We start from the raw sequence: 23,156 nt of genomic DNA, 5'->3' as shown, positions 1-23,156 counted from the left end.
GCCGCCCCGCCCCCGCCGTCACCCCCGCCCGCCGCGCAGCCGCAGGAGCGTCACCAGGAAGAACCCGCCGCCGAGCAGCGCCGCGATGGTGCCCGCGGGCAGCTGCATCGGGTAGAGCAGCACCCGCCCCATCCAGTCCGACACCACCATGAGCACCGCGCCGATCACCGGGGCGGCCAGCACCTGCGGCCCGGCCCGGCGCGCGCCGATCAGCGTCGCGAGATGCGGCGCGAGAAGGCCGACGAAGCTCACCGGGCCCATGACCGCCGTGACCAGCGCCGCCAGCGCCGCCGCTCCGGCCAGGCAGCCGGCCCGCGCCTTGGCGATGGCCAGCCCGCGCGCTTCGGCCACCGCGTCGCCCGCCGCGATCAGCGTCAGCCAGCGCCGCCCGGCCCAGGCGGCCGCGACGCCCGCGAGGCTGACCCCCGCCAGGCTCAGCGCGCCCCCGGGCGAGACCCGGTAGGTCGAACCGCCGAGCCAGCCGAGGATCGCGAAACTGTCCGCCGTGCCCGCCGCCAGCGCGATCTTCACCAGCGCGTCCAGCACCGCGCCGAGCGAGATCCCGACCAGCGCCACCACCATGGGCGCATTGCCGTGCCGCCGCACCAGCGCCAGGAGAAGCACCATGACCCCGAGGCTGCCCGCCAGCGCCACGCCCGCGCCGACGCTGTGGATCGACACCCCGGTCAGCAGGGTCGTCAGCACCAGCGCGAAGCTCGCCCCCGAGGACATGCCCAGGACCTCGGGGCTGGCCAGCGGGTTGCGGATCACCCGTTGCAGGATCACCCCCGAGAGCGCCATGGCCGCGCCCGCCCCGGCGGCACCAAGGATGCGCGGCCAGCGGAACGACAGCGTCATCGGCTCGGGCCAGGTGAACTGCCAGCCGCCGGGCCCCTGCGCCAGCGCCAGCGCGAGGACCAGCGCGCTGCCTGCGCAAAGCGCCAGCGCGGCCAGCGCGACGGGGCGCAGCCGGGCGGGGCCCTGCGGCATCTCCAGCGCGGCGTGGTCGGCGGCCCCGAGCCTCCGGCGCAGCAGCAGGACCAGCGCGGGGGCGCCGCCGAGCGCGGTCAGCGCGCCGGTCGGCACCATGTCGGGCAGGGCGCCGCTCATCAGGACTGCCGCGAGGTCCGCCCCGGTCAGGAGCGCCGCGCCGATGAGCGCGCTGGCGAGGATCTCCTGCGCGGGACGGCGCGCGCCGCAGGCCCGCGCGAGGTTCGGCGCCAGAAGGCCGATGAAGCCGATCATGCCGACCGCCGCCACGCTGATGGCCGTCAGGAAGAGCGCGATCAGCGCCAGCCCTCCCAGCCAGGGCGCCAGCGACAGCCCGCGCGCCTCGGCGCCGCCCGCGCCCGCCCGCAGGAGCCCCAGCACCCGGAGCCCCGCCAGCGCGCCGAGCGCGGCGAGCCCGAGGCGCGGCAGGACCCAGGTCAGGCTCTGCCAGCCGCTTTGGCCCAGGTCGCCCGCGCCCCAGACGAAGAGATGGCTGAAGTAGGGGCTCTCAAGGAGCACCAGCGCGCCCGCGAGCGCCTCGAAGAGAAGGTTCACCGCCATGCCCGCCAGCACCGCGCGCAGGCCCAGAAGCCCCCGCAGCCCCGCGATGCCCAGGACCAGCGCGAAGGCCAGGCAGGCCCCGGCGAGGCTCACCCATTCCCGCGCGCCCGCGACCAGCGCCGGGGCGGCGAGCGTGGCGACCACCACCGCGAGCCAGGCGCCCGAGGCCGCCCCGAGTGTCAGGGGCGAGGCCAGCCGGTTGCCGGTGATCTGCTGGAAAAGGCTGCCCGCGAGCCCCAGCGCCGCGCCCACCGCAAGCCCCATGGCGATGCGCGGCAAGACCGCGTGGGTGACGCGGATCTCGGCGAAGCTCTGGGCCTCGGTGCCGGTCAGAAGCGCCAGGAAGCGCGCCGGCGCGATCTCGATCCGCAGGATCAGGTGCCCCGCGACCAGCGCGAGGGTCAGCGCGAGAAGCCCCGGCAGGGGCAAGCGGGCGGGCCGGGCGATCATTCCGCCAGCGCCAGCAGCGCGTCCGAGAGCGCTCGCGCGTGGCGCAGGAGCGAGAGATAACCGCCGTAGCTCCAGACCGGCCCGGCCTCGGCGTAGCGCCCCGCGGCGACGGCGGGCAGCTTTTGCCAGAGCGGGCTTTCGAAGACCTGCGCCCCGGCCATGTGGGGGCGGATGGCGATGATCGCGCCCTCTTCGACCTCGGCGAGGGCGTCGAGGTTTTTCTGCGCCACGCCCCAGCGCGAGGGCGGCTGCGGCAGGGCATTGGCGACGCCGAGCGCCTCGAGCGCGGCCGTGGGCACGGCGTTCTCGCCGTAGACCCAGAGCGTCGCGGCATCGTTGAGCCGGATCACCGCGGTGTCGGGCGGGGTGCCGCCATAGGCCCGGGCCAGCGCCTCGGCGCGCCGGGTGATCTCGGTTTCCATCTCGGAGAGCAGCCGCTCGGCGCGGGCGGTGCGCCCGGTCAGGAGCGCCAGTTCGAGGAAAATCTCGCGCTGGGCGGCGAGATTGTCGTGATCGGCCGACCAGGCGTCGAAGACCAGGACCGGCGCGATGGCCTCCAGCCGGGCGACCTCCTGGGCGGAGAGATCGGCGGCCACGATCGCCTGGGATTCGAGGGAGGCGATGGTTTCGAGGTTGGGCGCGCTGCGCAGCCCGATGTCGGTCACGCCTTCGGGCATGGCGGGCGTGCCCACCCAGTCGCGGTAGAGTGTCAGCTCCGGCGCGCCGAGGGGCGCGATCCCGAGGTCGAGCAGCGCCTCGGCCAGCGCCCAGTCGAGCACCACGATCCGTTCTGGCGGCGCCTCGAAGCTCTGCGGCCCGCGCCGGTCGGTGACACTGACCGGGCCATCGGCGAAGGCGGGCAGCGCTGCGGCGGAAAGCGCCGTGCTGAGCGCCAGGAGCAGAGCGCGGAAGACCGCCCCGGCGCTGCGGCGTGGTGTGCGCGCGCGGATCATTCCGCCGCCTCGGGGTCGAGCGTCACCAGCGCCCCGGCCATGGCCTCGGCCAGCTCGGCGATGGAATAGGGCCCGCCGAAGGTCCAGACCGGCCCGGCCTCGGCGAAGCGGCCCGCGCGCACGAAGGGCATGAAGCCCCAGAGCTCGCTGCCGTAAAGCGCCGCGCGCTCGGGGAAGGGCACGAAGTTCACCACGGCGGCGCGCTCGAAGCCTGCCAGTTCCTCGACCGGGCGCTGGGTGAAGCCCCATTCGGTGGGCTCCCCCGGCGCGGGATGCTCGAGCCCCATGGCCCGGAGCGCCGCCAGCGCCATGCCGTTCTCGCCGTGCTTCCGCACGGTGGTCGCGGTCAGAAGCCGGATCGGCAGGACGGCCGGCGGGGCGCCGTTAAAATGCGCGCGCACCCGGTCGCCGGCGGCGCGGGCGCGGGTCTCGACCTCGGTCAGGAGCGCCTCGGCCTCGGCCTCGCGGCCAAGCCTCTGCCCGAGGTCGCGCAACGCCGCGCGGGCCACCGCGGCGTTGTCCTGGCCGGCGTCGAAACCCTCGACAAAGGCGACCTCGGCGATCTCGCGCAACGCGGGCAGGAGGTCCTGCTGCTGGTCCGAGGCGAGGATCAGGTCGGGCGCGGCGGCGGCGATGGCTTCGAGGTTGGGCTCGGGGCGCAGACCCATGTCGGCCACGCCCTCGGGCAGGGCCGGGGTGCCGACCCAGCGCGCGTAGCCCGCCACATCGGCGACGCCGACGGGCGCGACGCCCAGGGCCACCAGCGTCTCGGCCTGGGCCCAGCTCAGCGCGACGATGCGCTCGGGCGGGGTGTCCTGGGCCAGCGCGGGCCGGGCCGGCGCGGTGAGGCAGAGCAGGAGGCAGGCGGCGAGGCGGAACATGTGGGGTCTCCTTGCGGATGGGGCGGGGCGGACGGGACCGGGGGCGAAAAGGATCAGGCCACCACCGCGACCGGGCCCGAAGGCCCGTCGAGCAGCGCCATGTCGATGTCGAAAAGCGCCCGGAGCGTGCCGGGCTCGAGGAAGTCGCGGGGCGGCCCGTCGAAGGCCAGCCGCCCGCCGCGCAGCGCCAGGATGCGGTCGGCGAAACGCGCCGCGAGGTTCACGTCGTGCAGGACCACGATCACCCGGCAGCCGCCGCGGGTGGCGATGGCGCGCAGAAGGCCCATGACCTCGTGGGCATGGGCGAGGTCCAGCGCCGCCGTCGGCTCGTCGAGCAGCAGGATCGGCGCCTCCTGCGCGAGCAGCATGGCGATCCAGGCACGCTGCCGCTCGCCGCCCGAAAGATCGTCGGCCAGCGTCTCGGCCAGATGGGTGACGCCGGTCTCCGCGAGGCCGGTCTCGACAGCCTCCCGGTCGGCTGGGCCCCAGCGTCCGAAAGCGCCGCGCCAGGCGAAACGGCCAAGCCCCGCCAGCTCGCGGGCGGTCAGCCCGGGCACCGGCGGCAGCACCTGAGGCAGATAGGCGACCTGGCGCGCGAAGGCCCGCTGCGAGGGCGCCGCAATGGGCGCCCCCTCCAGCGTGATGGACCCGGCGTCGGGCCGCGCCTGCCGCGCCAGGAGCGACAGGAGCGTGGTCTTGCCCGAGCCGTTCTGGCCGAGGATCGCCGTCAGCCCCGCGCCGCCCAGCGACAGGCGGTCGATGCCCAGCACCTCCCGCCCGTCGTGGCGCCGCGAGATGTCGCGCAGCTCGAACATCAGAAGGTCATCGTCCCGGTCAGGGTCACGCTGCGGCCCTGGCCCATGTAGCAGGCGCCGGTGCCGCAGAAGGAGACGACCCGCTCGTCGGTCAGGTTGCGGACGTTGAGCCGCAGGTCGAAATCGCCCTGCGACCAGCCGAGCGCCGCGTCATAGACCGTCGAGGGCGGGGTGCGCTGGCTGTCGGTGCCGTCCCATTTCTCGCCGGTGTGGCGGACCCCGGCGCCGAAGCTCCAGCCGTCGAGCGCGCCGCCCTGCGGACGCCAGTCGACCCAGAGCGAGCCGAAGTCCGAGGGCACCTGCGAGATCCGGTCGCCCGAGGCGTTCTCGGTCTCGAGCCAGGTGTAGCCCGCATCGACGAAGACATCGCCGAAGTGGTGCTTGGCCCCGATCTCGATCCCGCGCGAGGTCGCCTCGCCGGTCTGCACCTGGAAGGCGGGGTTGTCGGGATCGGTGACCGCGAGGTTCGACTTCTCGATGTCGAAGGCCGCGAGCGTCAGCAGCGTGTCGCTGCCCGCGGGCTGGTATTTCAGCCCGATCTCGTATTGCCGCCCACGGGTCGGCTCGAAGGCATTGCCCTGGGCGTCCTCGCCGACGACCTCCTGGCGGAAGCTCTCGGCGTAACTGACATAGGGCGCCAGCCCGTTGTCGAAGCGGTAGAGCAGGGCGAGATTGCCGGTCACCGCGTCATCGCTGGCCGCCACCGCGCCGTCGTTGAAGGTGCCGGTGGTCTCGCCGGTCTCGATCATGCCGTAGCGCAGGCCCGCATCGAGATGCAGCCGGTCGTTCCAGCGCGCGTTGGTCTGCAGGTAGACGCCGGTCTCCTCGACCGTGTTGGCCGGGCTGTCGGTCACATCGCCGATGGTGACGCCGGTGTAATCGGGATCGAAGGGATCGATCGGCCCGTTCTGCATCCCGTAGGCGGTGTCGCTGTCATAGGTGGCGCGGGTATAGGCGGCACCGATCAGGGTCTCCATCTCCCAGCCGAAGAGCCGGTAGTCGGCCCGGCCGGTCACGTCGATGTTGAAGGACTCCAGCGTGTTCTCGGCCTTGTAGACCGTGCGGTCGATGGTGCCGTCGGCGTTGTAGCGGGTGGGGTAGTCGTCGAAGGCCCACCAGGCGTGGCGGTAGTCGGCCTCGGCCCAGGTGTAGCGGGCGCGGGCGTCGAGCGACCAGACCTCGCTGAAGCGGTGCGAGACCAGCCCCGTGACGCTGGCGTGTTCGGCGTCGAAGCGGTCGAAGCCCGGCTCGCCGACGAAATAGCCGCTTTCGAGCTTCTTGCCGTTGGGCGCGTCGTAAAGCGTGCCGTAGATCGAGCCGAACTGGATGTCCGGGGTTGCCTCGTTCTTCTGGTAGCGTGCGAGCAGCGTCACCTCGGTGTCGGTGCTCGGCCGCCAGGTCAGCGAGGGCATGAGCGCCAGCGCGTCGTCCTGGGAGTGCTGCACATGGGTCTCGGCGTCGCGGTAGAGCCCAACGAAACGATAGGCGAGCCGCCCGTCCTCGGTCAGGTCGCCGCCGACATCGAGGCCGATCTGCTTGCGCGCGTGGTTGCCGAAGGAGAGCTGCGCGATGCCCGGGCTGTCCTGCGCGGCGGTCTTCGAGGTGGTGTTGACCACGCCGCCGACCTCGCCGTTGCCGTAGAGCCCCGAGGCCGGTCCGCGCAGCACCTCGACGCTCTCGAGCAGGAAGGGCTCGGGCTTCACGTCGTTGTAGAAGCCCTGCCGCGAGATCAGCCCGTCGTGGAAGGTGGTCGGGTCGAAGCCGCGGATGTTGTACCAGTCCGAACGGGCGTCGTTGCCCCATTGCCCGGCGTTGACGCCGGTGGCGTAGCTCAGCGCCTCTTCGACGTCGGTGGCGCCCCGGTCCAGCATCTCCTGGGCGGTGACCACATTGACCGAGCGCGGGGTCTCGGCGATGGGCCGGTCGAAGCGGGTGACCCCGCGGGTGTCCAGCGCCACGGGGTCGCCATAGACCCGGGCGCCGCTGTCGTCCTCGACGGTGATTGCCTCGAGCGCGATATCCTGAGCCAAAGCCGGACCCGCCGCGACAAGCGCGCAGACCGACAGGCTCGAGTACATGCGGTGCATGTCCCTCTCCTTAAGCAGCTATGTTCTGATTGTGCCTGGCGGGTCGCTTGGCGAGGCTTGCCTAGGGTTGTTGAGTAAAGTTGTCAAGAATGTGTCTCGGTCCAATAGGCACCGATGTAGCGTTGGCGTTTCTCGACCCCCGGCGCGGCGCGCAGGAGCTGGCGGGCCTGGGCCGTGCGGGTCTTCTCGGCGGCAAACCAGAGGAAGGCCTCGGGGCCCGAGGGCAGGGGCACCTCGGCCAGCGCCGCCAGAAGGTCCGGGTCGCCTTGGTCGCGGCAGAGCCAGCGCAGGGTGACGCCCGGGGGTGGGGTCAGGGGCTGGGTTTCCTCGGGGCTCTGCACCTCGATCAGGCAGGTGCCGCGCGCTTCTTTGGGTGCGCTTTCGAGGATGCGGGCCAGCGCCGGCAGGGCGGTCTCGTCGCCCGCCAGAAGCCAGTCCGAGCCGCCGGGCAGCCAGCCGCCGCCGGGCCCGCTGAGACCCACGGGCGCGCCGAGCGGCACCTCCTCGGCCCAGCGGCAGGTGCGCCCGCGCCCGTGCTGGAAGATGTCGACGTCGAGCCAGCCGGCCTCCGCGTCGATCGCCCGGATCGTATAGGCGGGCAGATGCAGCGCATCGGCGCCCTCGGGCCAGATCGTGCGGCCGTTCTCGCCGAGCCGGGGCCAGACCGGCGCGCGGCCCTCGGGCGGGATCATCAGCCTCAGGTGCAGCCCCGAGCGCGCGAAGGGCGCCAGCCCCTCGGCCCCGAGCCGCAGCCGCAGGAAGCGCGGGGTGACGCGCCGCCGCGCCAGCACCCGCGCGATCCGCACGTTCGGCGGCAGGCCCGCCTGCGGCGTCGCGGCCCCTTCCCATTGCAGCGCCACCGGCTGGCCCGCCAGCGCGTCGAGCCGCGCGCAGAGGCTTTCGCGCAGCATGTGCAGGTTGCCCGCGCCCTCGGCCTCGATCTCGATCCGCAGCCCCTCGGGCGCGCAGCGGAAACGCAGCATCCCGATGCCGGTGTCGCAGTCGAGCGCGGGGCCGGGCCGGGCGGCGACGGCAAGCTCCTGCGCCGCCATCTCCCGGTGCACCCGGTCGATCAGCGCGGCGGGGTCGGGCTGGGCCCAGGTGGTCACGAGGGTGTCGAGGGGCATGGCGCTCTCCGGTCGGGGCAGGGCGATCAGCCGTTGAAGCGGATCGGCAGGGTGAAGGTGTAGCTCGCCTGGGTCAGGCCCTCGGGCGCGGCGGGGAAGCTGGCGCGGCGCACGGCCTCGAGCGCGGCGCGGTCGAGCGCGGCGTCGCCCGAGGAGCCCGCGAGCCCCACCGCCTGCAGCCGCCCGGCGCGGGTCACGGTCAGCCGCACGGTGGCGGTGCCGGTGACGCCGCGGGCGCCGCCCGGGTAGCGCTTGCGCCGCTCGACGCTGGCGCGCACCTGGCCGCCCCAGCGCGCGGTGAGGCTCTGGCGCGCCCCGGCGCTGAGGGTCGCCTCGTCGCGGGCGGTCGCCGCCCCGGCGCGGGTGCCGCCGCCGCTGCCCGCGGCGCGTTGCGCGGCGCTGTCCCGGGCGGATGGTCCGGGATCGGGCGCCGGCGTGCGGGTCGCCTGGCGCGGAGTGGGCTCAGGCGCGGGCTCCGGTGCAGGGCGTTCGGGCCGCATCGCGGGGCGCTGGCCGACGGTGGTCGGCGCGGCGCTCTCGGGGGCGGATTGCGGTTCGGGTTGGGGTTCGGTCTCGGGCTCTTCCTCCCGCTCCGGTTCTTCTTCCGGCTCCGTCTCCGGTTGCGGCTCCGCTTCGGACACCTGCGTCGGCTCTTCTTCCGGTACCGGCTCGGCCTCGGGCGCGGCCTCCGGGGTGACCTCCTGAGGCTCGGGCTCCGCCTCCGGCTCGGGGGGCGGCGGCGGGCTTGTGTCGCGCGCGGGCAAAGCGTCGGGCCGGGGCAGGTCGGGCAGGGCGAGCCCCGCCGTCGCCTCGGGGCGCGCCGGGGCGCTGGGCGCCTCGGGGGCCGCGAGGGCAGGCGCACGGGTCGGTGCGGGCGGCTCGGGGGACGGCGCGGGGCGCGGTGCGGGCGCCTCGGCCACCTCGGCCACCTCGGGCGGGCGGTCCCATTCCGCGATGAGCTCCGCCAGCCGCGCGTCGGCGGCGGCGAGCGAGAGCTGGCTCTCGCCGCTGTCCCCCGCCGCCTCGGTGCCCGCCCTGCGGTCGCGGGTCAGCGCGAAAAGACCCGCGTGCAGCCCGAGGGCGAGGGCCAGGAAGGCCGTGGTTTCCAGAAGCCGCCTCATCACCGCGCCGTCACCAGTTCGACGCGCGCAAGCCCGATCGCGCCGAGCTCCCCCATGACCTCGGCCAGCCGGGTGGCGGGCAGGCCGCGGTCGGCGCGCAGGAGCACCTCGGGGCCGCCTTCGGCACAAGGCGCGGGGCAGGCCTCGGCGCGGGCCTCTTCGAGCGCGGCGAGCGCCGCTTCGCCGCGCGCCTCGCGGAAGGCCAGCTCGCCCTCGCCCGAGAGGTAGAGCGTCAGCACGCCTTCCGCCTCGGCGCCCTCGGCGACCTCGGGCGGGGTGACCTCGAAGGGCTCCGGCGGGGCGATCCGCGCGGTCATCAGGAAGAAGATCAGCAGCAGGAAGACCACGTTGATCATCGGCACGAGGTTCTCCGAGGTGCGGCGGCGCAGGGGTGGCTCCAACCTCATGGCGCCTCTCCGACCAGCACGAGGTTGCCGAAGCCCGCGGCGCCCAGGTGCTCCATCACCGCGACCAGCCGTTGCAACTCGGCGCCCGCGGCGGGGCGCAGGATCACCGTGTCGGCGGGGCTCTCGACCAGCGGCTCGAGCGCGCCGGGCAGCGCGTCCAGAGCCAGCGCCGTGCCGTTCAGCCGCAGCGCCTCGGGCGCGACCTCGACCAGCCGGGGCGGGCCCGACCAGCGCGCCTCCGGCCCGCCCCCGGCGGTCGCCAGCGGCAGCTGCAACTCGGTGCCGAAGCGCGAGGCGAGCATGAAGAACACCAGGAGCAGGAAGACCACGTCGATCATCGGCGTGAGCGAGGGGCGGCGGCGCGGCGGCGGATCACCGAAGGTCATGGCGGCTCACTCCGCGGCGTGGCGCACCGGGGCGGCGGTGCGGTCGGGGCCTTGCGTGCGCAAGCGGGTGGCGAGGTCTTCCATCTCGTGGCGCAGCCGGTCGGCCACCGCCTCGAACCAGGTCAGCGCCGCCGAGGCGGGGATCGCTACCGCCATGCCGGCGGCGGTGGTCAGGAGCGCCTCCCAGATGCCGCCGGCGAGGGTGGCGGGATCGGCGCGGCTGCCGGCCTCCTGCAGGGCCTGGAAGGCGGCGATCATGCCGAGCACCGTGCCGAGCAGCCCCAGGAGCGGCGCGATGGTGGCGATCAGCTCGAGCGGCCTGAGCCCGGCGCGGGCGCGGGTCAGGAGCGCCTTGGCGACGCGGGTCGTCTCGGCCTCGGCGGCCTCGGGCGGCAGTGCGGGATCGGAGAGCGCCTGCATGGCGGCGCGGACGAGGACGGCGCGGCAGCTCTTGCGGCCCTCGAGAAGGAGGTCGGCCTCCGCGCGCTGGCCCGCGCTCCAGAGGGTCACCGCCCGGGTGGCCCGCCGCCCGCCCGACCAGGCGCCGAGCAGCGCCAGCCGCCAGGCCTTCCAGAGGATCAGCGCCAGCGTCAGGACCGAGAGCGCGGCGATCAGCCAGATCACCGGCCCGCCCTGGCGCAGGAACTCGGAGGCGAGGGCGCCCTGGGCGGAAAGGCTGGTCGCAAGCGCGGTAAGGTCGGGCACGGGCGCGGGTCCTTCTGTGGGCCCGCCAATGGGGCGCGCTTGGCCTCGGCGTTTTGAGGCAGGGCGCGCGTGGCGGGACGGGGAGGGGGAGGACCTGGCGACCGCGAGGGATGGCTGGGTGAGGCGGTGACTGACTGTTTTTGTCGGTTATGTCAAGCGGGCGGGGGAGAGGGGGGAGTGCGGTTGGTTGTGCGGGGCGCGGGTTGGCGGCTTTGGTGCTGATCGCGCGCAAACGGGGACGGACGCACGGGGCGCGCTGGCGTCACTCTTTGGTCTGTCACCGCCACCTTGAAGCCACACCCTCTGCCTTCGCCACCAGTGCAACAGAGGGCGCGCACCGGACCGGGGGCCGGCGCTGCTGCCCTTTGAGCTTTGCACTTTATCCCAACAAGGTCAGGACTAGGGGATAGCTAAGCACACCGCCCACAAGAGCGCCGGCCCAAGGGGCCGGTCCGGCGCGCGCCCGGCACCTGCGGTGCTGTTCGGGCGCAAGAAGGGGAATGCATCGGGAGGCGGTTGCGGCACCGTCGGGAGTGTTCGAGGCGTGGTGACGCCGCGCCTTTTGCCCTCCCCGCGCGCGCCCGGCACCTTCGGTGCTATTCGGGCGCAAGAGGGGGCGGGGCGCACTTCGGGCAAAGCCCAGACACCCCCACCACCTTCCCCCACGCGACCCCGTATGTTCGTATATTGAACATCCGTTCGCGCCCGGCGATAGTGCCGCCGAACACCCCTCGCGTCCCGACCCTCGGGGCGCCCCACCCGCACCTAAACCACGCAGACAAAACCAAAAGGCAGGCCGACATGCAGAACCACGCGCCGATCTGGGATCATGTGGAGGCCAAGAAGGCCCGGTTCACCGAACTCAGCGACGAGGTCTGGGCCACGCCGGAGACGCTCTACCAGGAGCACCGCTCGGCCGCGGCCCATCGCGCGGCGCTCGAGGCCGAGGGCTTCACGGTCACCACCGGCCTCGCCGGGATCGACACCGCGGTCATGGGCGAGGCCGGCCGCGAGGGCCCGGTGATCGCCATCCTCGGCGAATACGACGCCCTGCCGGGGCTCAGCCAGAAGGCCGGGCTCGACCACCCCGAACCCGAGGAGGCGGGCGGGCCGGGCCACGGCTGCGGGCACAACCTCCTCGGCGCGGGCGCGCTCCTGGCGGCCACCGCGGTCAAGGACTTCCTCGAGGCGCATGACCTGCCCGGGCGGGTGCGCTACTACGGCTGCCCCGCCGAGGAGGGCGGCGCGGCCAAGACCTTCATGGTGCGCGAGGGCGTCTTCGACGATGTCGACGCGGCGCTCTCCTGGCACCCGATGCCCTTCAACGGGATCATCCCGCCGCTCTCGCTGGCGGTCGCCATGGTCGACTTCCGCTTCACCGGGCGCACCGCCCATGCGGCCGTCGCCCCGCATCTCGGGCGCAGCGCGCTCGACGCGGTGGAGCTGATGAACGTCGGCGTCAACTACCTGCGCGAACACGTCCCGCAGGACGCCCGCATCCATTACGCGCTGCTCGACGCCGGCGGCATCGCGCCCAACGTGGTGCAGAGCCAGGCGGTGGTGCGCTACTCGGTCCGGGCGCTGAAGCGGCGCGACATGCAGAAGGTGCTCGAGCGCGTCCGCCGCGTCGCCGAAGGCGCGGCGATGATGACCGAAACCAAGGTCGAGATGCATTTCATCTCGGCCATGTCGGACCTCATGGACAACCCGCCGCTCTACAAGCTCCTGCAGCGCCACTTCGAGGCGGCGGGCCCGGCGGAGCTGACGGAAGAGGATCACGCCTACGGCAAGCGCATCCAGGCGACCCTGACCGAGGAGGACATCGAGGCGGCCTACCTGGCCTTCGGCGTCACCCCTTCCGACAAGAGCATGTGCGACTTCGTGGTGCCCTACGAGACCCGCGGCGTGCCGATGCTGGGCTCGACCGACCTCGGCGACGTGAGCTGGAAGGTGCCCTTCGCGCAGCTTGGGGGCGCGACTTATGCGATCGGCACGCCGGGGCACACCTGGCAGATCACCGCCCAGGGCAAGACGCCGGCGGCGCACAAGCAGATGGTGCAGGTCTCCAAGGCGCTGGCGGGCGCGGCGCTCGACCTTCTGCGCGATCCGCGCCACCTTGCCGAGGCGCGGGCGGATTTCGACGCGCGGCTGGCGCGGGAGCCCTACGAGAGCCCGCTGACGCCCGAGGCCGAACCGCGGGTGCCCTGAGGCACAGCCGCAGCGCCCCGGCGCGCGCATGAGGACAAGATGGGAGCCGCGTGGTCCCCGAGAGAACGACAGCCCCGCGGCGCGGCGCCCGGATGCGCCCGCCCCGGCGAGCAGAGACAAGGAGAGCCGATCACATGAGCCGCGAGACCGAGAAGCTGGCGCGCATCCGCGCCGAGATGAAGGCCCAGGGCGTGGGGCTCGTGGCCCTGGGGCCCGGCGCGCATATGCACTGGGTGCTCGATTGGCACCCGCATCCCGACGAACGTCCGACGTTGCTGCTGATCGGCGCAGAGGAGGCCCTGGCGCTGGTGCCCTCGGTCAATGCCGAGCAGTTCGGCGCGGCCACCTCGGTGCCGCTTGAGACCTGGCGCGACGAGGAGGGGCCCGAGGCGGCGCTGGCCCGGGCGCTCGACAGGCTGGGCGCGCCCGAGGTCGTGGCGCTGGACGAGACCATGCGCACCGATTTCTCCCTGCCGGTGCTGGCGGCGCTGCCGGGCGCGCGGCATGTCTACGCGGGCGCGCTGGTCGGCAAGCTGCGCATGGTCAAGGACGCCGAGGAATACGCCGCGCTCAAGGCCTCGGCCCGGGCCAACGACAAGGCGATGCAAGCGGGGATCGCCGCGCTGCGCCCCGGCGTGACCGAAAAGGAGGTCGCCCAGGCGATCCAGGATGCCTTCGCCGCCCAGGGCGCGCAGGTGGCCTTCGCTCTCTGCGCCTCGGGGCCGAACGGGGCTTATCCGCACCACAGCACCGGCAGCCGCAAGCTGGAATCCGGCGACAGCGTGGTGCTGGACATCGGCGCGAAACTGGCCGGTTGGCCCAGCGACATGACCCGGATGGGCGCGGTGGGCGCGGCCCCCGAGGGCTACGACGAGGTGCATGCCGTGGTCGAGGCGGCGCTCGAGGCCGGCATGAAGGCGGCCCGCCCCGGCGCGCGCGCCCATGAGGTCGACGATGCCGCCCGGGGCGTCATCGAGGCGGCGGGCTACGGGGAATATTTCGTGCATCGCACCGGCCACGGGCTGGGGCTCGAGGTGCATGAGCCGCCCTATCTGACCTCGGCCTCAGAGGAGGTGCTGGAGGAAGGCATGGTCTTCTCGATCGAACCGGGCATCTATATTCCCGGCCGCTTCGGCATCCGGCTCGAGGAGATCGTGATCCTGCGCGCCGAGGGGCCCGAGATCCTGTCGGAGCTGCCGCGCGCGCTGGCGGTGGTCTGAGCCCCGGGCGGGGCGGGCCCAGCGGGGCGGCCAGACGGGCCGGCAAAAAGCATCTTGCCAAGCACATCTTTGTTGCGTTTAGTCATTCGGACAAAAGTTCGCTCAGTGACTTTTCCGGCTGGCCGAACGCAACAGGGAGATCCGGAAATTTGAAACATGCCTTTCTCACGGCCAGCGCGCTGACGCTGGCGATTGCCGGGGCCGCCTCGGCCGAAACCATCCGCTGGGCGCGCGCCGGTGACGCGCTGACGCTCGACCCGCATGCCCAGAACGAAGGCGTGACCATCGCGGTGCAGCACCAGATGATGGAGCCGCTGATCCTGCGCCATCCCGACGGCGAGATCGTCCCGGCGCTGGCCACCGCATGGGCCGTCAGCCCCGACTCGCCCGAGACCTGGATCTTCAAGCTGCGCGAGGGCGTGAGCTTCCACGACGGCGCCGCCTTCACCGCCGAGGACGTGGTCTTCTCCTTCAACCGCGCGCTCTCCGAGAACAGCGACATGAAGGGCATCATCTCCTCGGTCGAGAGCGTCGAGGCGCTGGGCGAGCACGAGGTGGCGATCAAGACCAAGGGCCCGAATCCGCTCCTGCCCGCGGCCATCGTGAACATCCTGGTAATGGACAAGGAATGGTCCGAGGCCAACGGCTCGGTCGAGGTCCAGGACGTCGAGGGCGGCGAGACCACCTTCGCCTCGGTCAACGTGAACGGCACCGGCCCCTACCGCCTGGTCAGCCGCGAGGGCGATGCCCGCACGGTGATGGAGAAATTCGACGGCTACTGGGGCGCCGAGGAGTTTCCGCTGCCCTACGACCGCGTGGATTTCACCCCGATCCAGAACCAGTCGACCCGCGTCGCGGCGCTTCTGTCGGGGGATGTGGACTTCATCCAGGACGTGCCGGTGCAGGATCTCCAGCGGATCACCGATGCCGAGAACCTCAAGATCGTCAGCTCGCCGCAGAACCGGGTGATCTTCTTCGGGCTCAACACCGGCGACACCCTGGTGCATGGCGAGGGCGAGAACCCGCTGGCCGACCTCCGGGTGCGCCAGGCGATGAACATGGCGCTCGACCGCGACGCGATCAAACAGGTGGTGATGCGCGGCCAGTCGATCCCCGCGGGGGTCATCATGCCGCCCTTCGTGAACGGCTGGAACGAGGCGCTGAACGAGGTCTCGACCGATGTCGAGGCGGCCCAGGCGCTGATGGAAGAGGCCGGCTGGGGCGAAGGCTTCACCGTGCAGCTCGACTGTCCGAACGACCGCTACATCAACGATGAGGGCATCTGCCAGGCCGCCGTCGGCATGCTGGCGCGGATCGGCGTGACGGTGAACCTCGACGCCAAGCCCAAGGCCCAGCACTTCCCGCTGGTCAACGGGCTGGAGTCGGATTTCTACATGCTGGGCTGGGGCGTGCCGAGCTACGATTCCGAGTATATCTTCAACTTCCTCTACCACACCAAGGAAGAGCTCTACGGGACCTGGAACGGCACCCGCTACTCCAACCCCAAGCTTGACGAGATGACCAAGGCGATCGCCTCCGAGGTCGACCTGGGCAAGCGCGACGAGATGATCGCCGCGATGTGGGAGATGGCCAAGGCCGACGTGGCCTATCTGCCGATCCACCACCAGGTGCTGAACTGGGCGATGACCAATTCCGTCGGCGCCGCGGTCGACCCGGACGACCAGGTGAAGTTCAAGTATTTCACCGCCGAGTAAGGCGCAGGCATTCGAGCAGCAGGGCGGGGCGCTTCGGCGCCCCGTTTTGCGTTTTGGGGGCTTGGGCGTTTGCGGTTGGGCAGTGGGAGCGGGCGGATTGAGGGCCATTGAGGAGGCTGTGCCATGTATCTAGAGGCCGACCCATCCCATCCAGCACCTCCTCCCTCTCACCTCGCACACCAGAGGGCGCGCACCGGACCGGGGGCCGGCGCTGCCGACCTCCGAGCTATGCGCTTTATCCTGGCAAGGTCAGGACACACTCCGAGCTAGTCACGCCATCCCAAGGAGCGCCGGCCCAAGGGGCCGGTCCGGCGCGCGCCCGGCACCTTCGGTGCTATTCGGGCGCAAGACGTGCGGGCTTCGGACGGGTCGCTTTGGCCCAGCGTTTCCGTGATGTCGGTGTGGTCAAAACGGGCGGGGCGCGGTGGCAGGCTAACAGGAGGCAGGCCCGCTGCTCCCCGTAGAGCCAATGGGCAAATGCAAGCCCAGTGCGGCCCTGACCTCCGCCAAGCCAACCACTCAATCCGCTCTTCCCAGCCCCACACACCGCCTAACCCGTCCGCGCACCTCCCGACACCCCAAGCTTTCCACCGCTCCCCGCACAACTTCGGCTTGCCAGAGGTCCGCCAAAGGTGCATCGTTCCAACATGCGAACAAATGTGCGAAAATGCCGGAAGACGATCTGAAAAGGCCCCGACGCCTCGGGCTGCTGGTGAACCCGGTGGCGGGGCTCGGCGGGCCGATGGGCGAGAAGGGTAGCGATGCCCCCGACATCGCCGCGCGCGCCGAGGCGGCGGGACGCGCGGGCCAGGCCGGTGCGCGCGCGGCCCGGGCGCTGGCGGCCTTCCGGCGCGCTTCGGAGGCGCCAATCCTCGCCGGGCCGCTGCCGCCCGAGACCCGCGCGGCGCTGGACGGGGAGGTCGAAACCCTCGACCTCGGCCCCACCGCACAAGGCCGCGCCGAGACCCTTGCCGCGGTCGCCGCCATGGCCGAGCGCGTCGACCTGATCCTCTTTGCCGGCGGCGACGGCACCGCGCGCGACGTGGCCGAGGCCAACCGCGCGGGCCTGCCGGTCATCGGCATCCCGGCGGGCGTGAAGATGCACTCCGGCGTCTTCGCCCGCAGCCCCGAACGCGCGGGCCGGATCGCGGCGGAGTTCCTCGCCGCCCGGACCCCGCGCACCGACCTCGTGGAGATCCTCGACATCGACGAGGAGGCCCGCCGCGCGGGCCAGCTCTCGGCCAGGATCTACAGCGTCGCCCGCACGCCCGCGACCCGCGGCGAGCGGCAGAACCCCAAGGCCGGCGGCGGCGACATGCTGGCCGATCTCGACGCGGCGCTGGCGGGCTACGTGGCGGGGATGGTCGAGGAGACGCTTTATATCCTCGGCCCCGGCACCACCATGGCGGCGCTGAAGGCGCGGATCGGCGGCGGCACGCTTCTCGGCGTGGACCTGGCGGAAGGCCCGCGCATCACCGCCCGCGACCTCTCCGAGGACGACCTCCTGGAGCGCATCCCCCCGGGCCGCCCGGTGCGCGTGGTGCTGACCGTGGTCGGCGGGCAGGGCTTCGTCCTCGGGCGCGGCAACCAGCAGATCTCGGCCCGGGTGCTGGAACGCGCCGGCCGCCCGCCCATCGACGTGGTCTGCTCCGCCGAGAAACTCGCCGGGCTGACCCCGCCCGAACTGACCATCGACACCGGCGATCCGGCGCTCGACGCCCAGCTTTCCGGCTACTGGCCGATCACCACCGGACCCGGGCGCAAGCAGGTCGTCCGGGTCGTCGCCTGAGCCATCCCCGTGCAAGTGAGGAGACCGACATGACGCAAGCCCATCCCTGGATGGCGAATTCCGTCCCCGAGGTGAAGCAGCAGATGCTGTCCGCGCTCGGGGTGAACTCCATCGACGCGCTTTTCGCGCAGATCCCCGAGGATCATCTCTACAAGGGCGAGATGACCCTGCCGAAGCAGCTTGCCTCCGAGGTGGCGCTGGCGCGGCATCTCGACGACATGATGGCCAGGAACAGCGGCACCGCGGAGAACCTGTCCTTCCTCGGCGCGGGCGCCTGGCCGCATTACGTGCCGGCGATCTGCGACGAGGTGGTCGGGCGCTACGAATGGCAGACCTCGGTCTTCGGCTCGCCGACCTCGGACCACGGGCGCAACCAGGCCTGGTTCGAGTTCACCAGCCAGATCGGCGCGCTGGTGGACATGGATTTCGTGGGCCTGCCGGTCTACTCCTGGGGCTGCGCGATCGGCCACGCGGTGCGCATGGCGTCGCGGATGACCGGCCGCCGCCGGGTCTTGGTCGCCGATGTCATGGACCCCGAGCGGCTCTCGGTCCTGCGGAACTACTGCGCCCCGCGCGAGATGGCGCGCCACATCGAGATCGTGACGGTCCGCACCGGCGCCGACGGCCGCCTCGATAGGGCCGACCTGAAGGCCAAGCTCGATGACAGCATCGCCGCGCTTTATGTCGAGACGCCCAGCTACCACGGCGTGATCGAGGCCGACCCGGGCGGGCTCTGCGCCCTGGCGCGGGCGGCGGGCGCCGAGGCCATCGTCGGCGTCGATCCCCTGTCGCTGGGCCTCCTCGAGGCGCCGGGCGCCTATGGCGCGACCATCGCCGTCGGCCCGACCCAGCCGCTGGGCGTGCATATGTACGCCGGCGGCGGCGTCGGCGGCTTCATCGCCAGCCCCGACGAGGAGCGCTACGCGCGGGAATACAACACGCTGAACGTCTCGATCTCGGAGACCTCGGGCGAGGACGAGTTCGGCTTCGGCCTGACGCTCTTCCACCAGAGCAGCTACGGGATGCGCGACGAGGGCAAGGACTGGACCGGCAACTCGGTCTACCTCTGGGCGCTGGCCAATGCCACCTACATGGCCGCCATGGGCCCCGAGGGCTTTGCCGAGATCGGCCGGCTGATCATGGCCCGCGCGCAGGCGGCCGCCCGCAGGATCGACGCCCTGCCGGGGCTCTCGGTCGACCTGTCGCGCCCCTGTTTCAAGGAGTTCGTCGTCACTTTCGACAGCGCCCAGGTCTCGGCGGTCAACACCGCGCTGCGCGCGCGCGGCATCTTCGGCGGCAAGGACATCACCGGAGAGCCTGGCGTCCCCGACGAGGCGATGCTGCTCTGCGTGACCGAAACCCACAGCGAGGACGACATCGACCGTCTGGTCGCAGCACTGAAGGAGATCACGGCATGACCGCACCGATCGCGAAGCGCAGCAAGGCGCAGTTCGAAGGCTATCGCGCCGCCCGCTGGCCCGAGCCGGTGGTCACCCAGATGGGCTGCCCCGGCCGCCGCGGCGTCGTCTTCGAGGAGGCGCCCACGCCCGAGCTGCCCAAGGGCGCCGCGCGAAAGACCGCGCCGGCGCTGCCCGAGATCACCGAACACGACGCGCTGCGCCATTACCTGCACCTGTCGCAGATGACGCTGGGCATGATGGGCGTGTCGCTCTTCGGGACCTGCACGATGAAATACAACCCCAGGATCGGCGAGCGCGCGGCGCTGAAGCACCTGGCGGACCTGCATCCGCTGCAGCATCCCGACACGCTCCAGGGGGTGCTGGAGCTTTACGACAACTTCAGCGACTTCCTCTGCGAGGTCTCGGGCATGGACCAGTTCGTCTTCCAAGCGGGCGGCGGGGCGGATGCCGCCTATACCCATGCCTGCGTCACCCGCGCCTATCACGCCAGCCGCGGCGAGCTGGAGCAGCGCGACCAGATCATCACCACGATCCAGACCCACCCCTGTTCGCCGGCCACCGCCAATACCGCGGGCTTCGAGGTGATCACCCTCAGCCTCGAGGAGAACGGCTATCCGTCCGTCGAGCAGCTGAAGTCCGTGGTCGGCCCGCGCACCGCGGCGCTCATGGTGAACAACCCCGACGACATGGGCATCTACAACCCCGACATTAAGGAATGGGTGGACATCGTGCATGCGGCCGGGGGCCTGTGCTTCTACGATCATGCCAATTTCAACGGGGTGATGACCCGGCTGCGCGCCCGCGAGCTGGGCTTCGACGCCTGCATGTACATGCTGCACAAGACCTTCGGCGCGCCCAAGGGCGGCGGCGGGCCCGCGGTCGGCGCCTATGGCTGCGCCGAGCACCTGGTGCCCTTCCTGCCGGGGCCGCTGGTCGTCAAGGAGGGCGCACGCTACCGGCTCGACGACGACCGGCCCGAGAGCATCGGGCGGGTGCGCGAGTTCTGGGGCAACGCGCCGCAGGTGCTCAAGGCTTACGCCTGGGCGCGCGCCATGGGCGCCGAGGGGCTGCGCGAGGCGGCGGACCTCTCGGTCCTGGCCAACAACTACATGGACCACCGGCTCGCGCAGGTGCGCGGGGTCTCGCGCTCGAACCCCGGCATCGACGCGCCGCGCATGGAGATGACGCGGCATTCGGTGGAACAGGTCGCCGCCGAGACCGGCTGTTCGATCTTCGAGATCTCCATGCGGATGACCGATTTCGGCATCGACGCGCTCTGGCTTAGTCACGAGCCGCTCCTGGTGCCGGAGCCCTTCACGCCCGAGGCCGGGGAGCTTTGGTCGAAGGAGGACATCGACTACTGGATCGACGTGCTCGAGCATGTGATCGAGGAGGCCTATGCCACCCCCGACGTGGTCAAGGGCGCGCCGCACAACGCGCCGATCCGGCAACTCACCACGGCGCTCGACGAGCCCGACCAATGGGCCACGACCTGGCGCGCCTACGAGCGCAAGCACGGCCAGCGGATGGCGGCGGAATAGGGCGGTCCGGTTATCGGGACAGCGCGACGCCCGGGCGGGGGAGACCTGCCCGGGCGTTTTGTTTTGTGGGGGTGGTGAGGCGCTGTAGGGGCCGAAGCGGGCAGGGGGCATTGAGCGCCTAGGTGGCTCGCCGCGCGGAGTGCTGCATGCCGGAGAGAGGGGGCGTCGGAGCCTCCCGTCGGATGCGCCCAAGCCCGCTTTCTGAGGAAAAGGTCACTCGCGGAAACAGCCAGCGGCGCCCTGGGTCAGGCGCGCCGCTGGCAAAGACGGCGAGGACCTACCGCCCCCGCGCATCCCCTCAGATCGTGCTTTCCAGCCGCGTGTTGGCGACGATCTCGGGCAGGCTCGCCTGGTTCGGCAGGCGCAGCACCAGCGAGGCGATTTCGGCCACGTCCTCGGGGCTCAGCCGCTGGGCCTTGGGGGTCACCCCGGGGATGCCGTCGATCATCTCGGTGTCGATGGCGCCGGGGCAGATCGCGGTGCCGCGCAGCCCCTCGTCCCAGCCGGCGAAGCGCACCGCGTGGGTCATCGCCAGGAGCGCCTGTTTGGTCATCACGTAACCCAGCGACACCGAGGCGTCGCGGTAGCGCTTGGCGTCGGTCGAGGCGATGTTCACCACCCGCCCGCGCCCCGAGGCGCGAAGATGCGGCAGCGCCGCGCGGATCAGCCGGAAGGGGCCCTTCACGTTGACCCGCCAGAGCGCGTCGAGGTCCTCTTCCGAGCCGCGCTCGAAATCCACCATGCGCAGGATGCCGGCGTTGTTGATCAGCGCGTCGGGCGCGCCCATCGCGCGCGCGGTCTCGGCGACCCAGGCCTCGGCGGTCTCGGGCGCCTCGGCGTCGAAGCGGAAGGCCCGGAGCCGCTCGGGCGGGACATCGGCGAAGGCCTCCGCGACCGCCTCGGGCCGGCGCGCGCCGACCGAGACGCGGTGGCCGTCCTCGAGGCAGCGCCGGACCAGCGCCGCCCCCAGGCCCCGGGCGCCGCCCGAGACCAGGACAAGCCGGTCCGCCTCCATCAGAACAGCCCCTGGTAGACGCCGCCGTCGTTGATGATGTTCTGCCCGACGATGAAGCCCGCCTGGTCCGAGCAGAGGAAGGCCACCAGGTCACCGCATTCCTTGGGATCGGCGAAGCGGCCCGCGGGCACGCTTTGCAGGCGGTTCTCGACGATGGCCTCGTAGGTGGTGTCGCCGCGCCGGGCGTGGTTGTGCAGGTTGGTGTGCAGCGCGTCGGTGTCGAAGAAGCCCGGGCAGACGGTGTTCATCGTCACGTTGTCGCGCACCGTCTCCTTGACCATCGAGGCGATGGCCCCCGAAAGCGCCAGCCGCGCCGAATGGCTGTGGGCGAAATGCGGCTGCGGGAACTTGATGAAGCTCACCGAGATGTTGACCACCCGGCCGAACTTGCGCGCCCGCATCCCCGGCAGCACCGAGGTCATCATCTGCAGCGAGGAGAAGAAGTGCACCTCGAACCATTCGTCCCAATCGGCGCGGGTCCAGTCCTCGAACTCGCCGGGGATCTGCCGCACGCCGGGGTTGCAGACCAGGATGTCGGGCTCCCCGGCCTTGGCGAGGATCTCGGCGCGGCCCTCGTCGGTGTTGAAATCGGCGGGCACGGCGGTGACCTCGACGCCGGTGGCGGCGCGGATCTCCTCGGCGGTGGCCTCGAGCGCGTCGGCCGAACGCGCGTTCAGCACCAGGTTCACGCCCTCATGCGCCAGCGACATGGCGCAGGCGCGGCCCAGCCCCTTGCTTGCCGCGCTCACGATGGCGGTGCGGCCTTTCAAGCCCAGATCCATTCCGGAGCTCCCTTTCTGTCTTTCTGTCGGTCTCTTGGTTGGTCGGTGCGGCGGGGCCGGGCGCTCAGGCCGCGGTGTCCTTCCGCTCGAGGATACGGTCCAGCTCGCGCTCGAGCTCCTTCAGGGGCGCGCCGGTCAGGGGTTGCAGCGGTGGCCGCGGCGCGCCGCCGCCGGGCAGCCCCAGGTAGTCCATCGCGGCCTTGGTGGCAGGATAGAGCATCCGCCCGCCGGTGGTGAAGAGGGTGGTCATCTCCTGGGCGCTGGCCTGGATCTCCCAGGCGGTGCGGCTCTCACCGCGCTTGACCAGGCTCCAGAGGTCGAGAAGCCGGTGCCAGACGTTGGGGAAACAGTCGATCAGCCCGTCGCAGCCGGCCTCGATCGCGGGCACCCCGATGGTCGAGGAGGGGCCGCAGAAGACCCGCAGCCGGTCGCCCGCGACGCTGAGCGTGCGGTGGAAGTTGAGCCAGTCGCCCGAGCTTTCCTTGATCGCCACCACCGGCTCGAGGTCGGCCAGCTCGTCGACAAGATCCGGCGTCAGCGCGTTCCCGGCGTTGCCGGGGATGTTGTAGAGCATGATCGGCAGCGGCGTCGCCTCGGCCACGCTGCGGTAATGCGCCAGCACCTCGGCGCGCGAGAGATGCGCGAAGAAGGGCGGCATGACCAGCGCGCCGTCGCAGCCGGCCTGATGCGCCAGCTCCAGCCCCGAGAGCACGTCGCCCGGGGTGATCGCCGCGGCGCCGAGGATCACGGTGCCCTTCTCGCCCACCGCCTTGCGCGCGGTGGCGCCGATGGCGGCGCGTTCCTCGTGGGTGAGGCTCCAGAACTCGCCGGTGCAGCCGGCGGCGACGACGCCGGTCGCCCCGGCCTTCATCTGGCGGCGGATGTTGGCTGCGAGCGCCTCGTGATCCACGGCGCCTTCGGCGGTGAAGGGCGTGGTGATGGCGGGCATGGCGCCCGTCCAGTCGATGCTGTGTCTGTCCAA

Annotated in this window: 19 protein-coding genes; 6 read left to right on the top strand and 13 right to left on the bottom strand. The window is 71.9% G+C overall.

Features of this window, described 5'->3' with window-relative positions; genetic code table 11:
• Positions 1 to 18: 18 nt before the first annotated feature.
• The 10 genes from fhuB to LR948_RS01465 form a co-directional block, all read right to left on the bottom strand.
• Positions 19 to 2,001 carry a Fe(3+)-hydroxamate ABC transporter permease FhuB gene (fhuB, locus tag LR948_RS01510; protein WP_232752148.1) on the bottom strand — a complete coding sequence of 661 codons (1,983 nt, stop codon included), beginning with the start codon at positions 1,999 to 2,001 and terminating at the stop codon, positions 19 to 21.
• The gene (locus LR948_RS01505) at positions 1,998 to 2,954 is read right to left on the bottom strand and encodes an iron-siderophore ABC transporter substrate-binding protein (protein ID WP_232752147.1); all 957 of its coding nucleotides are present in this window, start codon (positions 2,952 to 2,954) and stop codon (positions 1,998 to 2,000) included. Before LR948_RS01505 ends, fhuB begins: the two co-directional genes overlap by 4 nt.
• The gene (locus tag LR948_RS01500) at positions 2,951 to 3,835 is read right to left on the bottom strand and encodes an iron-siderophore ABC transporter substrate-binding protein (protein WP_232752146.1); all 885 of its coding nucleotides are present in this window, start codon (positions 3,833 to 3,835) and stop codon (positions 2,951 to 2,953) included. The genes LR948_RS01505 and LR948_RS01500 overlap by 4 nt, the downstream gene beginning before the upstream one ends.
• Before the next feature lie 53 nt (positions 3,836 to 3,888).
• Positions 3,889 to 4,650, bottom strand: coding sequence for an ABC transporter ATP-binding protein (locus tag LR948_RS01495; RefSeq protein ID WP_232752145.1), 762 nt, complete (start codon positions 4,648 to 4,650; stop codon positions 3,889 to 3,891).
• Positions 4,650 to 6,737, bottom strand: a complete 2,088-nt coding sequence (locus LR948_RS01490; protein ID WP_232752144.1) for a TonB-dependent siderophore receptor — start codon at positions 6,735 to 6,737, stop codon at positions 4,650 to 4,652. Before LR948_RS01490 ends, LR948_RS01495 begins: the two co-directional genes overlap by 1 nt.
• Positions 6,738 to 6,820: 83 nt before the next feature.
• Positions 6,821 to 7,864, bottom strand: a complete 1,044-nt coding sequence (locus LR948_RS01485; protein ID WP_232752143.1) for a siderophore-interacting protein — start codon at positions 7,862 to 7,864, stop codon at positions 6,821 to 6,823.
• A gap of 26 nt (positions 7,865 to 7,890) precedes the next feature.
• Positions 7,891 to 8,985 (bottom strand): energy transducer TonB, encoded by a 1,095-nt coding sequence (locus tag LR948_RS01480; protein ID WP_232752142.1) that lies wholly within the window; start codon positions 8,983 to 8,985, stop codon positions 7,891 to 7,893.
• Positions 8,985 to 9,392 carry a biopolymer transporter ExbD gene (locus LR948_RS01475; protein WP_232752141.1) on the bottom strand — a complete coding sequence of 136 codons (408 nt, stop codon included), beginning with the start codon at positions 9,390 to 9,392 and terminating at the stop codon, positions 8,985 to 8,987. Before LR948_RS01475 ends, LR948_RS01480 begins: the two co-directional genes overlap by 1 nt.
• On the bottom strand, positions 9,389 to 9,778 hold the full coding sequence (locus LR948_RS01470) for a biopolymer transporter ExbD (protein WP_232752139.1): 390 nt from the start codon (positions 9,776 to 9,778) through the stop codon (positions 9,389 to 9,391). Before LR948_RS01470 ends, LR948_RS01475 begins: the two co-directional genes overlap by 4 nt.
• Positions 9,779 to 9,784: 6 nt before the next feature.
• A complete protein-coding gene (locus LR948_RS01465) occupies positions 9,785 to 10,483 on the bottom strand; it encodes a MotA/TolQ/ExbB proton channel family protein (protein WP_232752138.1) in 699 nt (232 codons plus the stop codon).
• 801 nt (positions 10,484 to 11,284) lie between these two features.
• Between LR948_RS01465 and LR948_RS01460 the strand changes: the two genes are divergently transcribed.
• The 6 genes from LR948_RS01460 to gcvPB all read left to right on the top strand — a co-directional run bounded on the left by LR948_RS01460 (position 11,285) and on the right by gcvPB (position 20,377).
• Entirely contained in the window at positions 11,285 to 12,691 is a 1,407-nt protein-coding gene (locus LR948_RS01460; RefSeq protein ID WP_232752137.1) for an amidohydrolase, read from the top strand.
• Between the two features lie 134 nt (positions 12,692 to 12,825).
• A complete protein-coding gene (locus LR948_RS01455) occupies positions 12,826 to 13,911 on the top strand; it encodes a Xaa-Pro peptidase family protein (protein ID WP_232752136.1) in 1,086 nt (361 codons plus the stop codon).
• Positions 13,912 to 14,060: 149 nt separating this feature from the next.
• Positions 14,061 to 15,626: an ABC transporter substrate-binding protein gene (locus tag LR948_RS01450; protein WP_232752135.1), complete on the top strand. Its 1,566-nt coding sequence runs from the start codon at positions 14,061 to 14,063 to the stop codon at positions 15,624 to 15,626.
• 667 nt (positions 15,627 to 16,293) lie between these two features.
• Positions 16,294 to 17,415: an ATP-NAD kinase family protein gene (locus LR948_RS01445; RefSeq protein ID WP_232752134.1), complete on the top strand. Its 1,122-nt coding sequence runs from the start codon at positions 16,294 to 16,296 to the stop codon at positions 17,413 to 17,415.
• Positions 17,416 to 17,444: 29 nt separating this feature from the next.
• A complete protein-coding gene (gene gcvPA / locus LR948_RS01440) occupies positions 17,445 to 18,833 on the top strand; it encodes an aminomethyl-transferring glycine dehydrogenase subunit GcvPA (protein WP_232752133.1) in 1,389 nt (462 codons plus the stop codon).
• Positions 18,830 to 20,377 carry an aminomethyl-transferring glycine dehydrogenase subunit GcvPB gene (gcvPB, locus tag LR948_RS01435; RefSeq protein ID WP_232752132.1) on the top strand — a complete coding sequence of 516 codons (1,548 nt, stop codon included), beginning with the start codon at positions 18,830 to 18,832 and terminating at the stop codon, positions 20,375 to 20,377. Before gcvPA ends, gcvPB begins: the two co-directional genes overlap by 4 nt.
• A 298-nt stretch (positions 20,378 to 20,675) precedes the next feature.
• Here gcvPB and LR948_RS01430 read toward each other — a convergent pair whose 3' ends face one another.
• The 3 genes from LR948_RS01430 to LR948_RS01420 form a co-directional block, all read right to left on the bottom strand.
• The gene (locus LR948_RS01430) at positions 20,676 to 21,392 is read right to left on the bottom strand and encodes an SDR family oxidoreductase (RefSeq protein ID WP_232752131.1); all 717 of its coding nucleotides are present in this window, start codon (positions 21,390 to 21,392) and stop codon (positions 20,676 to 20,678) included.
• A complete protein-coding gene (locus LR948_RS01425; RefSeq protein WP_232752130.1) occupies positions 21,392 to 22,174 on the bottom strand; it encodes an SDR family oxidoreductase in 783 nt (260 codons plus the stop codon). Before LR948_RS01425 ends, LR948_RS01430 begins: the two co-directional genes overlap by 1 nt.
• A 64-nt stretch (positions 22,175 to 22,238) precedes the next feature.
• Complete coding sequence (locus tag LR948_RS01420) at positions 22,239 to 23,156, bottom strand: dihydrodipicolinate synthase family protein (protein ID WP_232752129.1); 918 nt, start codon at positions 23,154 to 23,156, stop codon at positions 22,239 to 22,241.

It is taken from the genome of Roseivivax sp. GX 12232, assembly GCF_021272185.1.
In the GTDB taxonomy this organism is placed as follows: domain Bacteria; phylum Pseudomonadota; class Alphaproteobacteria; order Rhodobacterales; family Rhodobacteraceae; genus Roseivivax.
The sequence above is the reverse complement of the archived record's forward strand: the minus strand, read 5'-3'. Positions and strand labels throughout refer to the sequence as shown.